Genomic DNA, 14,327 nt, shown 5'->3' on the forward strand with positions numbered 1-14,327 from the left:
CCCTGTAGGAGCTGTTGATCGTTCCCACGCTCCTGCGTGGGAATGCAGCCCGTGACGCTCCGCGTCACTGGACGCGGAGCGTCCCAAGAGGCATTCCCACGCAGAGCGTGGGAACGATCAATCAGGGGTTTCGCCATCAGGAGAGACGGTTCACCGGTTCGCGGTTATCGTCGTCTTCGGCATGCAGGAAGATCACCCGTGGATGCTCCAGCGGTGCCAATGGCGGCGGCAATTCTTCCTGCTGCACCGGCCAGAAATGCGTCACCACATGACTGATATCGCCTTCCTGATCGTTGTGAATGGTCATCACCCCGGGCGTGCGCAGTTTCTGCAAACGGTCGTCACACAGTTTGAAGCTCTTGCTCAGCCCCTCATCATCGATCACCGGCGACGGCAACCGGCGCTGGGCGAAGCTGCGGCTCTTACGCTGCTGATAACGCGCCCAACCGATCAGAATCACCGCGTTGACCAGCGCCACCCACAGATATATCTGCAAAGTACCGAGTGCATCGAACGCCGAATTATCGATGCGCGCCCCGCCCGCATGGGGTTCGATCAATGGCCACAGACCACGGATCAGCAAGAACAACAGGCCCACCCACGCCACCACCGTAAGCACCACGTCGACCACGACGAGGAAAGGCCGCTGGCGAGTCCGGATGATTTTCATTTGATGACCTCCTCTTCGTCGTCGCCGATCGGCTTGATGCCCCGATCAGGACTGACCCAGCGCGCACGTTTCTGATGTTGGCCGAACAACACTTTCGGGAAGCTGACCAGCGTGGTCAGCAAACTGACAAACCAGAATGCAATCGGGTACCAGACCACCCAGAACATGGTCTTGCCCAACCCCGGCTCGTAGCGACGGTCGATGATGATGCTGACGGCGAATTGCACGAGGCAGACAAACGCCAGTAACAGCCCGGTGAACGCCGGCGGCATCAGGTGATGCACGGCGATGGCCTCGGGCAGCACCACGAATTTGCCGACGCCCCAGAAAATCACCGACAACAGGAAGGTAAACGCCCAACCGGTCGACAGGCAGTATTCGAACAGCAGCGGCCACAGGTAACGATGGCGGTACTGCCAGATGCCACGGATGTTCTTGAACAGCACTTCGGCGCCACCCTGGGCCCAGCGCAAACGCTGCTTCCACAGGCCGCCGAGGGTTTCCGGCATGAGGATCCAGCACAGCGCGCGCGGCTCGTAAAAGATGCTCCAGTGATCGAGTTGCAGCTTCCAGCTGATGTCGATGTCTTCGGTGATCATGTCCGGGCTCCAGTAACCGACCCGGTTCAGCGCCGAACGGCGGAACGCGACGATGACACCGGAGACGGTGAAGATCCGTCCAAACACGCGCTGCGTACGTTTGATCAACCCGATGATCGACGAGAACTCACCGACCTGAACCCGTCCGACCAAAGTCGAACGCGTGCGAATCCGTGGGTTGCCGGTCACCGCGCCAAGACGTGCGTTATCCAGCATCGGCGCGACCAGATAGGCCGCCGTGTTCGGCGCCAGCAACGCGTCGCCGTCGATGCACACCAGGTATTCACTGCGCGCGGCGATGGCGCCCATGCGCAGGGCGACCGCTTTGCCTTGGTTTTCCGCCAGATGCAGCACGCGCAGTCGCGGATCTTCCTTGGCCAAGGCATCCAGCACTTGCGCGGTGTTGTCCTTGGAGCCGTCGTTGATCGCGATGACTTCGATGTTCGGATAATGCTGGGCCAGTGCCGCATGGATGGTATCGGCGGCGTTGTCACCTTCGTTGTAGCAAGGGATCAGGATCGAGATCAGCGGTTCGCCTTCCAGCGGTGGCGGCAAGGTGTCGTCCTTCCACGGCCAGTGCCGCTCCCAGTGCAGCCAGAAATACAGGCCACCGGCAATCCACAGCCCGGACATGAACAACGGGTAGAAGAACACGAAGTCCATCAGGAACTGCCCGGTGACCAGAAAGATCAGGCCCAGCGGCACGCCGAGGACGAGCGCCAGAACAAGCAGGGCTAACAGTCTATCCAGCATGTTATGGATTCCATTTATTGGAGAGCGCAGGCCTTACGGTTTTCAGGTCCGGCAGGTTGTCGAGGAAGTTGTCCGGGTAGTAACCGAAACTGGTCGCGCCCTGACGCTTCAGACGGCCCATCCAGTCCGCCAGATGCGCACCGTCGATGTCGGCCTGATCCTTTTTCGTCCAGTCGCGCGCCTGCAACTCGAACACCGTGCGATCCAGCGCTCCAGGGCGTTTCTTGACCGTGGCCACCAAGGCTTCGAGCCACGGGCCAGACTCAGCCTGGGTCTGCTTCTCCATCAAGGGCATGGCCATCGGCGCCGTCCAGTCGTAAGTTACGAGGAAGTCGTCGAGGTTCTGCGCGAACCACGCTTCGCTCTCGGGATTGAGCATTGGCTCGGCGAAAATGTTGCGCGCGGTCAGCACCTGCGGGCCACGAATCGCGCGGACTTTGGCGGTCAACTCGTTGGTGAAATCGATGAGGTATTTGCTTTTGAAACGCGTCCAGCGCTGCATCGCTGCCGGATCATCGCGCAGGGCGGCAATCGAGCCGGGCAGACCGTGGGCGGCGTAGGCTTTCAAGGCTTCCGGACTGGCGTCCTCGAAATCCGACAGCACGGCGTCGTCGTGGTAGAGAATGCCGTCGACCGAAGTCAGGCGCGCGACGTCTTCGTAGATTTCACCGATGATTCGCCGCACCTCCGGATCGAACGGCGACAGACGTTTGTACTGGTCCGGATCGACCGACGTGGTGCCGGTTTTCGGATCCCAGCGCGTCACCCGTGGCAGTTTCGAATCGAGGCCGAAACTCAGCACCGGCATCCACGCAAACACTTTGACGTGGGCACGAGTGCGCAGCTGCCAGGCAACGCGGTCGAAGATGTCGGCGCGCACCGGCAAGTGGCGATTGGGGAAGTACAGCGAATGCACCAGACCGTCGCCCTTCGGGTCAGCGAAGGCTTGCAGGAACACCGTGTTGGCGCCCATGTCAGCCATGCGCTGCACCAGCTTGCCGAGGTTGATGTCCTGTTGCGCCGGATCCGGGTCGTAGACGTTGTCCAGATCGACGTGGACCACGCGCATGACGAAATCCGACTGCGCGCCGACGATGCTGTTGGCAAAATGTTCGCCGTCAGGGTCGGAAGCGACGAGGAAGCGTGGGCTGCTCATCAGGTTGTCGAGGGCGTCGAGGCCGTCGTCGAGCGTCAGGGCCATTTCGTAGCCCTCCTCGCCCACCACGGTCAACGAAGTGCCGTCTGCCGTGCCGTACGGCCAGACCCACACGCGTGGTTTCTTGCCGGTGACCTTGCGGATTTTTTCCGAGATGTTGTTCACGTCGGTACGAATCCGCGCCTGGAAGTCGGCCTCGGATTCATAGCGTTTGGTCACTGGATCGTAGCGCCGGGTCGCCGCTGCCGGCTGCATGTTGCCCTGCGGGTTGGCCAGAATCCCTTTGTGGTTGGCGTCGGTGTGCGCGGCAATTTCCACCAGGCCCGATTGCGAGATTTCGCGCACCTGATCCCAGTTCAGGAAGTCGGAACGCGCACGCGGCGCACCGGCGAAATCCACCGGTTGATTGAGCGGCGTGTCGATCCAGCTGCCAACCGGCGCCAGCAATGCGTGCCAGTTATACGCACGCAGCACCGGCAGCACGCGGGTGTAGAAGCTCGAATAGCCGTCGTCGAAGCTAAGCAGAATCGCCTTCGCCGGCAGCTCCGGGCCGCCCTTGCGCGCCGCCATGATCTGGTCGACCGTGACCGGCTTGTAGCCGTTCTCGCGCAGCCAGGCGAGTTGCTCGATCATGCGCTCGGTGCGCACCGCCACCACGGCCTGATCGGGGTCGCGGTCTTCGATATCGTGATAGGCAATGCCAAGCACGTGATTTTTCGGCCACGGTTTTTCACTGGCCGCCAGCGGACGTTCGGATGGCGGCGCGAAGGCCGGGGCTTGCTGGGCGCAGGCGCTGACCAGCAGCACTCCCAGCAGAAGGATGAAACGCGAAATCAAAGGCATCTTCAAACTCTTCTAGAAGCGGTAAGTGAGGTCGACGAGCAGACGCAGATCGGTCTCCCGATCACCGTCGTAGGGCCGGTTGATCACACTGAACAAGCCGCCCACCTCGAACACGTCGTTCCAGGCATAGCGTTGCCCGTAGCCAAGCAGGGCCATGCCGCCCGTGCCGTGATCACGCTGGCTGTACGTCCCCGCGCCAGCCTGGAATTGCTGACTCCAGGAGGTTTCGTATCGGTGGTAGAGCACGTGATTGACGTTGACCAGCGGCATCACGCTGAAGTCGGACTTGGGGTTGAAGTACGGCACGTCATCGGATTTGGAGTTGTGGCTGGTACCGACTTCCAGACCGGCATCGACCTGCACGTTCGGCGCGCTATAGACGCCCTCGCGACCGGTGAGCAAGGCTTCGACGCGGTTGTTGCCGTCGCTGAAGTGCGACGGGCTGACGGCCAGCTTCCACTCGCGGCTTTCGTTGGCGCGCCAGCGGATGAAGCCGCTGCCGCCGTTGGCCTTGATGTCGCTGTTGAGTGCGCGCAACGGCGTCTCGGCCGAGAGGTATTCGAGGCTGCCGCCGTATTGCCAGTTGTCATTGATGTCGCGGGCGATCGCCAGTCGCGCGCCCTGTTTGTCGCCGTAGCCATAGTCGTGATTGGAGACTTCGGCTTCGAGGGTCATGTCGCGGGTCCGCCGCTCCAGGCCGACGCGCTGGAAGCGATGGTTGCCGGTGCCTTCGGCAAAGTCGCCGGTGGCATAACCGACGCCGGCAAAGACGCGCCAGTCTTCATTGATCGGCGGGCTGTAGAGCGTGCTCTGAATACCGAAATCGCGGCTACCGCTGACGGCGCCCGCACCACTGCTGCCGCCACCATTGGCCTTGCCGCCGTAGGCTTCGACGCGCAGTTCGGACATGTCATGGACTTCGCGCTCGCGCGCCAGACGCTGGACCTGACGGTTGTCCGGATAACGCGCGACGACGTCGTCGGTCAGCGCATCCATTTGCCGCCATTCCTGCAATTCCATTGCGGTGTGCGCCTGGCCGATTTCCAGGCCCATGTCGCGCGGCACCATGCTCTCGGTTTCCTTGAGCTGGATTTCTGCGCGGCGCGGCCATTGGCGGGCGAGGTACAGATCGGCCTGGGCCAGACGCAAGCCGACGTTGCCCGGCGCCTGGTCGACCAGGGTCTGCAAGCGTTCCTCGCCATGCGGCAGGTCGGAACCGTAGGTGCCGGCCTGCGCCGCCAGTTGCTGGGCGTCCATCCATTCATCGTTGGGGTTGCCGATCGGCAAGCCCTTGAGTTCGATGCGCGGGCGCTGCGACTTGGCGGCGTCTTCCGCCACTTTACGTGCCTCGTCGGCGCGATCGCTTTCCAGCAACGCGTAATACAGCGCCGTGGTGTCTTCGAGGCGGTCGCCGGCATCGGCGTCCGGAGCGGACAGCACCTGGCGATAGAGATCGGCGGCGATTTCCGGCTCGCGTTGATCCAGATAAGACGCCGCCACCCAGCGCAACGCGTAGGTCGGAATCTTCACGCCTTCGGCTTGCAGCTTCTGGTATTCGCTGATGACGTCGGCGGTGCGTGCACGGGCCTTGAGCGCGCCCATGCGATCAATGCGCCAGCGCACCACGTCGTCGTGCGCCGTGGCGTCCGGTGTCCAGGTGGCGAGCAGTTTGTCGTAGTCGGCGAGCGCCCGGTCGGCGATGACGTAGCGTTCACTCTCACTGCGCGTGGCGTATTCGGCGAGGCGTACGCGCTCGGCGGCGAGATCGCCTTCGAGGCGGCGCAAGGTCACCGGATCGATCAGTCCCGGCCGTTGACTGGCCAAGCGCAGTGCCGGTTCCGGCAGACGCGCCTTTTGCAGGGCGACCACGTATTCGCGCGCGACCTCCGGTTTGCTGCCGGCGCGTTTGAAGGCTTGGTCGTATTCGAAAAGCGCGTCGTATTGCTTGCCGGCGCGGGTCAGGGCGTAGCCCAGCGCGAGGCGGCGCGAAGGATCATCAGACTTTGCCGCCACCAGCGCTTTGGCGCGAGTCACCGCTTCGTCAGGTTTACCGGCGTCAGCCTGAGTCAGGGCAAGGCCCAGTTGCAGATCAGCGTTATCCGGTTCCAGCGCCAAGGCCTTGTTGTAAACCTGAGTTGCCTGATCCCAGCGCTTGAGATTGCGGTAGGCGCGGGCGGTGGCGGTCAGTGCCTGCACCGGCAAGACACGGTCACGGCCCTGGGTTTCATAGACCTGCACCACTTCGGCGTCGAGCCCGGCCCAACTGGCGATTTGCAGGTGATCGCTGATCTGCCCGGTGGTCGACTGACCCGGCGGCACCTGACGCAGCACCGTCAGCGCAGGCGTGGTTTGCCCGGCACGGGCATCACGCACCATCTGATCATAGGGTGTGTCGGCAAACGCCAATGCCGGCCAAAGCAACTGGCTGCACAGCGCGACACGGAACAACGGGCGTAGACCACGATGTAATACGGGAACATCAATACGCGGCATTCGTCAGCATCCTTACATGGCCAGCCGGGTCGCAATGCCCTCCTTGCCCATTCGTAACGGTGGCCGAAACTGACAGCACTCGGCCAAGCTTAGTCAGGCAGTCTTGCACGCAAGCGTAGACCAGAATTCAGAACACAATATTTGTTCAGAATCGAAGCGGCTGCCCGGCCGCGACACCGAAAACCCGAACGCCAGACAGCAAAACGCCCGGCGTCCGTGCGATACGGAGAGCGGGCGTTGCTATTTAGAGCGCAGAATTACTGCACTTGCGTGACGCCTGCGAACTTGCTCATCAGGAAGCCGACGAACTGTTCAACGGTCATCTTCTGGCCGTTGAATTCGACCTGATTGGCGGCGTAATGCAACTTGGTCACGACGTTGGTGCCGTCAACGACCGCCAACTGCGAACCGACCGCCATGCCGGCGAACATGTCAGCCGCTTCCTTGGACTGATCAACAATGGCTTTGGCGTCAGTCTGACCGTCCAGTTGCGCCTGCACGCTGAGCAGATCGACCAGCATCGGCTTGGACACCTGAATGTTCAGATCGAGCAGCGCGACCAATTGTTTGCCCAGTTGATCCGGTGGCAGATCCATCGATTGCGGCTTGGTCAGGTCAATCACCAGATTGGCGCGGCTCTCACCGTTGGCGGTGTTGAACGAGAGGTTTTCCAGGGCAATCTGCGGGCCAGCCGCGAGGAGTTTTTGCAGGTCGGCTTTGACTTGCGCATTTTCCGCGTCGGTCAGGTTCAGCTCTGGCGCTGGCAGACCTTGAGCAGCGGCCTCGGCAGCGGCTTTTTCGTACGGCTGCAACTTGGTCTGGTAGATCTGCATCAGCGACATCGTCGACGGGATGTCGAGGTTCTTCAGGCTCATGGCCATGCTCGCCGAACCGATTTTCTTGTCGTTGAGGCTGACTTCACCAATCTTGTAGTCAGCACGACCGGAGGCGTTGCTGCCACTTTCTTCGGTGAGGTTCTTCATTTCGAAGTTGTTCACGCCGAGCACCGACTGCTTGGGGCCGAAGGTGGTTTTGCTGCTGGTCAGCTCCAGGGTGTTTTCGCCGGTGTAGTAGCCGTAGCTGCTTTTCGCGAGGTTGCTGGCCAGGGTCAGACCATTCAACTCGACCTGCACCGGTGCCTGATCTTCAGCGACGGTGACCAGTTTCAGGTTGTCCATGTAACCGTCAGCCTTGACCTTCTGCGCCTGAGCGCTGGCGGAAATGTTCATGGTCAGGCCGGAGAACTTCAGGCTCGACTGCTCATCCAGCGCGCTTTCGAATGGCACGAGGTCGAGGGTACTGGTGGTGGATTCGTCGTAGCCGATATTGGTCACGCCTTTGAGCGGCGCAGCGCCCTTGGTCGCGGCGAACCACTTCTCGGTGGCGGCATTCTTTTCCAGCTCGTAGTTGCTGGTGGCCATGACTGGCAGCCATTTCAGCGAAAACAGACGCGAGAACGGCAGCGGACCGTGTTCGATGTGGTCGACGAAGAGCAATTCGACCGGCTTGTCGCCGAACATCTCGCCTTCACCCTTGAGGCGATAGTGCGCGGTGCTGGTGAAGGTGTGGCGATCCAGCGACACCAGTTCCAGCGACGCGGTGCCGTTGGAGCCGGCCATGGCGGTCTGCAGCTCTTTATTGGCGTTGCTGACGGCGTTGTTCAACACGCCTTCGATCTTGGTCCCGGTGTACCAGGCCCCGCCAGCGCTGATGGCACCGATGGCAACAACAATTCCGAGAAGCACGCCTGCTGATTTATTCATGAATGACCTGATCGATTTCCGTGGCTGTGAGTGTGGTCGTCTTCCCTGAACCCGTGACCGGGTCGCGGCTCGACTCCGCTGAATTCAGCGGTGGAGATTAGCACCGGGCGCGCAAGGTGGCCCAATGTTTAAAGGTTAAAGAGTGTCTATGGACACTCGGGAAAGCAAAAAGATCGCAGCCTGCGGCAGCTCCTACAGGGAAACACGTTCCAATGTAGGAGCTGCCGCAGGCTGCGATCTTTTGCTGTTCAGGAATACTGAACCTCGATCTCATCCAGCTGATGATCAAAGCTTTTAAGCCGCGCCGTCCAGGTGTACACCAGCACTTCAAAATCCCGATCGATCACCGCCCCGCCCGGCCCGTCGGCGCGCGGGTCGCAGAAATCCAGCTGATAACGCTCACGGGCCATGGCCGTGGCGACATCCGACAATTCACGAGCGTTGTTGAGCCAGTGCCAGCCCTCGCCATCGATTTGCTTATCGAGCTCCAGGCACTGTTTTTTCAGCGCTTCGAGGCTTTTTTCCAGCGGCGTGCCGGTGAGCTCGCCCATGACTTCGGCGAACGTACGCCCCGGTTGCCAGTAGCTGCCCCAGAAATACCGGTCGAACACGGTTTCGACCCGGCGTAGGGCGACTTTGGTATCCCAGATCAGCACCAGGGTCTTGCCCTGTTCAAGCTGCCGTTTCTTGACCCGCTGCACCTGCACCGACGCCCACGCCACCACAACAATTGCCATGACCGCGATCAACGCCGTGGCGCTGTCGAGAAAAATCATGGCCTTGTCGATCTGGTGGGCCAGCATGATGCCGTAGAAATAGGTGGCCGATAGCAGTAGCAGCGCTGCGAGGGCGCACCAGAAGCCGAGAGCGTAAGGGTTTTTCATTATTGGTTTCCCCTAGACCAGCGCTAGCAATGTGCGCTGGAAGGGTGCTTTGCACGGGGCGCCCTTCCAACACTTCAAAGCATAGCAACGGCCTCAGGGTTTGCTGGGGCTTGGAGCGTGCGTTCGTCCGCTTTCCCAACCGCCACCGAGGGCGAGGAACAAATCGATCTGGCTCATCGCGACTTGAGTGTTGGCGGCGGCCAGTTGCGCGGTGACATCGGTGTAGGTGCGGGTCGCTTGCAGATCAGCCAGGAACGACTCGCGGCCGGCCTGAAAGAAGCGGTGGGTCTGGTCGGCGGCCAGTTTCGCCGACTGTTCGGCGTCGGCCAGCGCATCGCGGCGTTGCAGCAGCGCGCTGTACTGAGCGAGGCCAGTCTGGGTTTCGCGAATGGCGTTGAGCACCACACCGTCGAAGTGCGCCAGTGCGCCCTGGGTTGTGGCTTCGGCTTCACGGATTCGCGCGCGAGCGCCGTTGGTCGGCACTTTCCAGCTCAGCGATGGGCCGAAGCCCCAGCGGTTGGTCGACGGATCACCGAGGTCATCAATGATACCGACAGTGCCGATGGTCGCGCCGATGCTGATGTCCGGGTACAGCTCGCCGGTGGCGACACCGATTCCGGCAGTCGCAGCCGCCAGACGTCGTTCAGCCTGACGAATGTCCGGACGACGCTTGAGCAGCGCCGCGCCGTCTCCGACCGGCACCCGTTGAGCGATCTTCGGCAGCTCGGCGCACGTCGCAGTGCCGGCCGGCAATTGATCGACCGGTTTCGCCAACAGCATCGACAGCCGGAACAACCCGGCCTGACGCGCCGCTTCATAGCGCGGCATGTCGGCGCGCAGGGATTTGAATTGGGTCTGCGAACGGGTGACCTGGGTTTCATCGCCGCGCCCGGCATCGCGCAGACGCTGGATGAGCGTGGTGCCTTGCGATTGCAGGTCAAGGGAATGCTGGGCGATTTCGCGTTCTTCGTTGGCCGCGCAGACTTGCGTGTAAGCACGCACCACGTCTGCCACCAAAGTAATGCGCGCGGTATCCGCTGCGGCTTGGGTGGCGTCGGCGTTGGCTTTCGCGCCTTCAATGCCGCGCTGTAAGGTGCCCCACAGATCGAACTGATAAGACGCGCTGATGCCAATATCGCCAACGTTGGCCACTGGCACCTTTTCCGGCAGCAGGTAAGCCTGTCCGGATTCCTGCAAACGCTGGGCACCCATTTTCACCCCAGCGCTCCAGCCGCCAGCGGCCTCGGCCTCATCGACCTGAGCGCGGGCGCGCTGCAAGTTGGCGGCGGCGACGCGCAGATCGGTGTTGGACGCCATGGCCTGCTGCACCAGTTGATCCAGACGCGGGTCTTTATACAGCCGCCACCAGTCTGCCGGCACCGGTGCCGAGACCACAGGTTTACCGTCGACGGCCAATTCGCCCTGAAAATCCTTGCGCTGAACGGCCGAATTTTCAGGCACGTGATAATCCGGCCCGACCATCTGACAAGCCGACAACATCACGCCCAACCCGGCGATCATCAGGGCCCTGCTCATTGCGCGGACTCCTGCTTTTTATCGTCGACTTTTGCGTCTTCGATAATCGACACCGTCGCGGTGCGCCCGGCGATCATGCGGAAATCTTCCGGCACGTCATCAAAGGCAATCCGCACCGGAATCCGCTGCGCCAGCCGCACCCAGCTAAACGCCGGGTTGACGTTCGGTAGCAGGTTGCTGCCGCTGGTACGGTCGCGGTCTTCGATACCGGCGACGATGCTTTCGACGTGCCCGCGCAATTTGGCGCGGTCGCCGATCACACGGATATCCACCGACTGGCCGACATGAATGCCGTCGAGTTTGGTCTCCTCAAAATAACCGTCAATGTGGAACGAGTTGCTGTCGACCACCGACAACACCGGACGCCCGGCAGTGACGAATTCCTGCGGTCGCGGCGCACGGTCGTTGACGTAACCGTCCACCGGGCTGCGGATCACCGAGCGGTCGAGGTTGAGTTGGGCGCTGTCCACGGTGACCATGGCTTCGGCCAGCGCTGATTGCGCGCGGGCGACCTTCGACTGGCTTTCTTCCAGTTGTTCGGCGGGCACCAGGTTGCCGAGGCCACGGTTACGCTTGGCTTCGCGCTGGGCTTGAGCGAGGGTTTCTTCGCGATCAGCGACAGCCGCTTTGGCCTGACGCAGAGCCAGTTTGAAGCGATCCTGATCGATGCTGAACAGCACCTGGCCGCGCTTGATCAACTGGTTGTCTTTCACTTCAACCTGCTGGATCAATCCGGACACGTCCGGAGCGATCTGGATGATGTCGGCGCGAATGTGGCCGTCACGGGTCCACGGCGCGAACATGTAATACATCACCATGCGCCAGACGAGGACAACGGCAAAAGTCACGATCAGCAGGGTCAGTACCACGCGACCGATGGTCAAGAACGGTTTTTTCATGTCATCAGGTATCGACTGAGTGAGTCCACGCCGTACAGCAGTACCGCGTAGAGGGCCACGTTGAACAATGCCCGGTGCCAGACCAGACGGTAAAAGTGCACACGCGTAAGCACGGCATGCACCAGCAAAAACAGCACATAAGTGATGCCCATCAGCACCAGCAGGGTCGGCAGGAAAATGCCGCTGATGTCCAGATCACCGATCATAGGGGCGCTCCATCGGGCAGCGGTTCTTCGGGCTCGGCGCTGGAGACGAATTCGACGCCGGGCAGCAACGCCAGACGCAAACCGCTCAAGGCGTGCAACAGGTTTAGCCGGGTTTCATCATCGCCGTGACCGTTGAGTGCGCGGCGGGCGCGATCCATGGTCATCAGTAAAGGCGCTGGCGCCGGCAAGCGTTCACCAGCCTTGAGGCAGGCGCGGAAATACTCGCCGACCTCGCTGACCACTTGCTGCAACAACGCATTCGGCGCGCCGGTTACGCGTGGGGTGTAGGCGAGCAAGTCGAGCAGGTTGAGGCCGACGCGCACTTCACGCATGGCAATGCCGGTGTCCTGACCGGTGAGAGCGAGACGCGGCAGATGCTGCATCAGCCGATCGAGCAACTGCACACCCAACTGGCGGTGCTCGGCGAGGTTGGCCGGCTCGGTCATGTGGACGATGTCTTTCCAGCTGAAACGAGTCAGGCGCTTGGCCGCCAGCTCAGCGCCGAACGGTCGCGCGACCAGCGTCCAGATGAAGGCAAACAACAGCCCCATCGGCCCCGCCAGGTTGGAGTTCACGAAGGCGAAGAAGTCCGCGTCGTAAGCGCCCTGAATGCTGATGAACGACGAGGTGTTGACCAGCGTCAGTAGCATGCCGAGGTAGAAACGCGGCTGCACGGTCAGGGTGCCGACGCAGATGAACGGGATGGAAAACGCCAGCACCAGCATCGGGAAATCGTGCAAGTTGGGCAGAATCAAAAACAGGTAAAGGCTGGCGAACAGCACCGACATGCCGGTCCAGAAAAAGAACCGGTAGATCTGCGGTGCCGGGTCGTCCATCGAGGCGAAGAAGCTGCACGCCACCGCCGCCAGAATCACCGCGCTGCCGCCGTCCGGCCAGCCGAGCAGAATCCACAGCACCGAGGCGGTGATGATCGCCAGAATCGTCGAGGCCACCGAATACATCATCAGGCCACGGTCAAGAAACGGCTTCAGGCGACCGAGACGCCAATGGCGGTAAACCGCGCGCCAGTTGTCCTGACGCTCGCAAAGAATGGCGTCTTGCAGGCTGCGGCAGTCCTGCCAAAGATCGACGAATTCACCGAGGCGATAAATCGAGTTGGAGAACAGCAGTTGCCGGCGATCTTCCAGTGCGGCAGCGCTCGGTTGCAGGGCTTCGAGCTGATCTTTCAGCGCTTGCCAACGGTCGAGATCGGCGTCCTGATGAGCCAGCCATTCGCGGGTTGCGACCAGCAGCGGTTCGAATTTTTCCACCAGCTCTGGTGTGCGCCGTTCGAGGGCGTAGAGCGAGTCTTCCAGCGCATCGATCACCGGCAGCAGATGAATCATTCGCCCGCGCAGTTCTTTGGTGTTGCGCACGGTTTGCGGTCGCGAGCCTTCGTGGGGCAACTGGCCGATCATCAATTCGAGGCTGTTGAAGTTGGCGACCATGGCCATGCGCAGCGCGGTGACTTCTTCGGGCTGCACGTCGCGGCTGAGAAATTTCAGGCTGTAGGTGGTCGCGTCGGCGAACCACTTGCTCACGGCATCGTTGAACACCGGCGCCAAGCGTCGCGGCCAGAACATCGCACCGACCACGGCAGCGACGGCGATGCCGAGAAAAATTTCCTCTGTACGCGCTTCCGCCACGTCCCACACCGCCAGCGGGTTATCCACCACCGGCAAGGCAATCAGCGGCAAGGTGTAACCGGCGAGCATCAGCGCGTAGCTGTTGGCCGTGCGCAGATGCAGGGACATGAACAGCAAAATCCCCGTCCACAGCGCAATGACCACCACCAGCACATACGGACTCTGGACGAACATCGGCACGAAAAAAACCGCCGCGGCCGCGCCGAGAAAGGTACCGATTGCGCGGTATAACGCCTTGGAACTGGTCGGCCCGAGAAACGGGCTGGAGACGATGTAAACCGTGGCCATCGCCCAATACGGACGCGGCATTTGCATAAGCAAGGCGATGTACAGCGCGATCATCGACGCTGCAAAAGTACGGACCCCGTAAAACCAGTCGCGGGCCGGCGGAATGCCAGAGAAAAAACCGTTCAAGAATTGACCACCACAGGCGGATTGGCCGCCTCAAAAGCTCTGAGTACCCGAAGCGTAGCTTCCAGATCGCTTTGATCGATGCCTTCGAGCACCTCATGACGCAAGCGCACCAGTTCGATCTCGACCGCTTGCACCAGTTCACGCCCGGTATCGGTCAGGCTCAGGCACTTGGCGCGGCGATCGTGGGCATCTTCGGTCCGGCAGACGTAGCCGGAATGACACAACTGATCGAGCAGACGCACCAGCGACGGACTCTCCATCCCGGCCGCCTGCGCCACCTGCACCTGACGCACGCCCTCGCCCAACCGGCCGATCATCAACAACGGCACGGCGCAGGCTTCGGAGATTCCATAGTTGACCAGCGTGGTCTGGCAGATCTTCCGCCAATGCCTGGCGGCCACCACCATGGCACTGCTGATGTTCATCTGGAGAGCGTCGAGTTCGTTCGGCACGGGGAAATGCACA

The 14,327-nt window shown here is 61.5% G+C and carries 11 protein-coding genes; all 11 read right to left on the reverse strand.

Annotated features, from left to right (window positions below):
- Nucleotides 1-136: 136 nt before the first annotated feature.
- Entirely contained in the window at nt 137-670 is a 534-nt protein-coding gene (gene pgaD / locus QOL84_RS18460) for a poly-beta-1,6-N-acetyl-D-glucosamine biosynthesis protein PgaD (protein WP_129387388.1), read from the reverse strand.
- Nucleotides 667-2,022 (reverse strand): poly-beta-1,6-N-acetyl-D-glucosamine synthase, encoded by a 1,356-nt coding sequence (gene pgaC, locus QOL84_RS18465; RefSeq protein ID WP_129387385.1) that lies wholly within the window; start codon nt 2,020-2,022, stop codon nt 667-669. The genes pgaD and pgaC overlap by 4 nt, the downstream gene beginning before the upstream one ends.
- Before the next feature lies 1 nt (nt 2,023).
- Nucleotides 2,024-4,021 carry a poly-beta-1,6-N-acetyl-D-glucosamine N-deacetylase PgaB gene (pgaB, locus tag QOL84_RS18470; RefSeq protein WP_283438116.1) on the reverse strand — a complete coding sequence of 666 codons (1,998 nt, stop codon included), beginning with the start codon at nt 4,019-4,021 and terminating at the stop codon, nt 2,024-2,026.
- 12 nt (nt 4,022-4,033) lie between these two features.
- Nucleotides 4,034-6,514, reverse strand: coding sequence for a poly-beta-1,6 N-acetyl-D-glucosamine export porin PgaA (gene pgaA / locus QOL84_RS18475; RefSeq protein ID WP_283438117.1), 2,481 nt, complete (start codon nt 6,512-6,514; stop codon nt 4,034-4,036).
- A gap of 257 nt (nt 6,515-6,771) precedes the next feature.
- Complete coding sequence (locus QOL84_RS18480; RefSeq protein ID WP_283438118.1) at nt 6,772-8,277, reverse strand: YdgA family protein; 1,506 nt, start codon at nt 8,275-8,277, stop codon at nt 6,772-6,774.
- A gap of 248 nt (nt 8,278-8,525) precedes the next feature.
- Nucleotides 8,526-9,161, reverse strand: a complete 636-nt coding sequence (locus QOL84_RS18485) for an NADH:ubiquinone oxidoreductase subunit N (RefSeq protein ID WP_129387375.1) — start codon at nt 9,159-9,161, stop codon at nt 8,526-8,528.
- Between the two features lie 93 nt (nt 9,162-9,254).
- A complete protein-coding gene (locus QOL84_RS18490; RefSeq protein ID WP_283438119.1) occupies nt 9,255-10,697 on the reverse strand; it encodes an efflux transporter outer membrane subunit in 1,443 nt (480 codons plus the stop codon).
- A complete protein-coding gene (locus QOL84_RS18495; RefSeq protein WP_129387370.1) occupies nt 10,694-11,596 on the reverse strand; it encodes an efflux RND transporter periplasmic adaptor subunit in 903 nt (300 codons plus the stop codon). Before QOL84_RS18495 ends, QOL84_RS18490 begins: the two co-directional genes overlap by 4 nt.
- The gene (locus QOL84_RS18500; protein ID WP_007917703.1) at nt 11,593-11,802 is read right to left on the reverse strand and encodes a DUF1656 domain-containing protein; all 210 of its coding nucleotides are present in this window, start codon (nt 11,800-11,802) and stop codon (nt 11,593-11,595) included. Before QOL84_RS18500 ends, QOL84_RS18495 begins: the two co-directional genes overlap by 4 nt.
- Nucleotides 11,799-13,862, reverse strand: a complete 2,064-nt coding sequence (locus QOL84_RS18505) for an FUSC family protein (RefSeq protein ID WP_283438120.1) — start codon at nt 13,860-13,862, stop codon at nt 11,799-11,801. Before QOL84_RS18505 ends, QOL84_RS18500 begins: the two co-directional genes overlap by 4 nt.
- Entirely contained in the window at nt 13,859-14,287 is a 429-nt protein-coding gene (locus QOL84_RS18510; RefSeq protein WP_129387366.1) for a MarR family winged helix-turn-helix transcriptional regulator, read from the reverse strand. Before QOL84_RS18510 ends, QOL84_RS18505 begins: the two co-directional genes overlap by 4 nt.
- Between the last annotated feature and the right edge of the window lie 40 nt (nt 14,288-14,327).

This window comes from Pseudomonas helmanticensis (genome assembly GCF_900182985.1).
Taxonomy (GTDB): domain Bacteria; phylum Pseudomonadota; class Gammaproteobacteria; order Pseudomonadales; family Pseudomonadaceae; genus Aquipseudomonas; species Aquipseudomonas helmanticensis.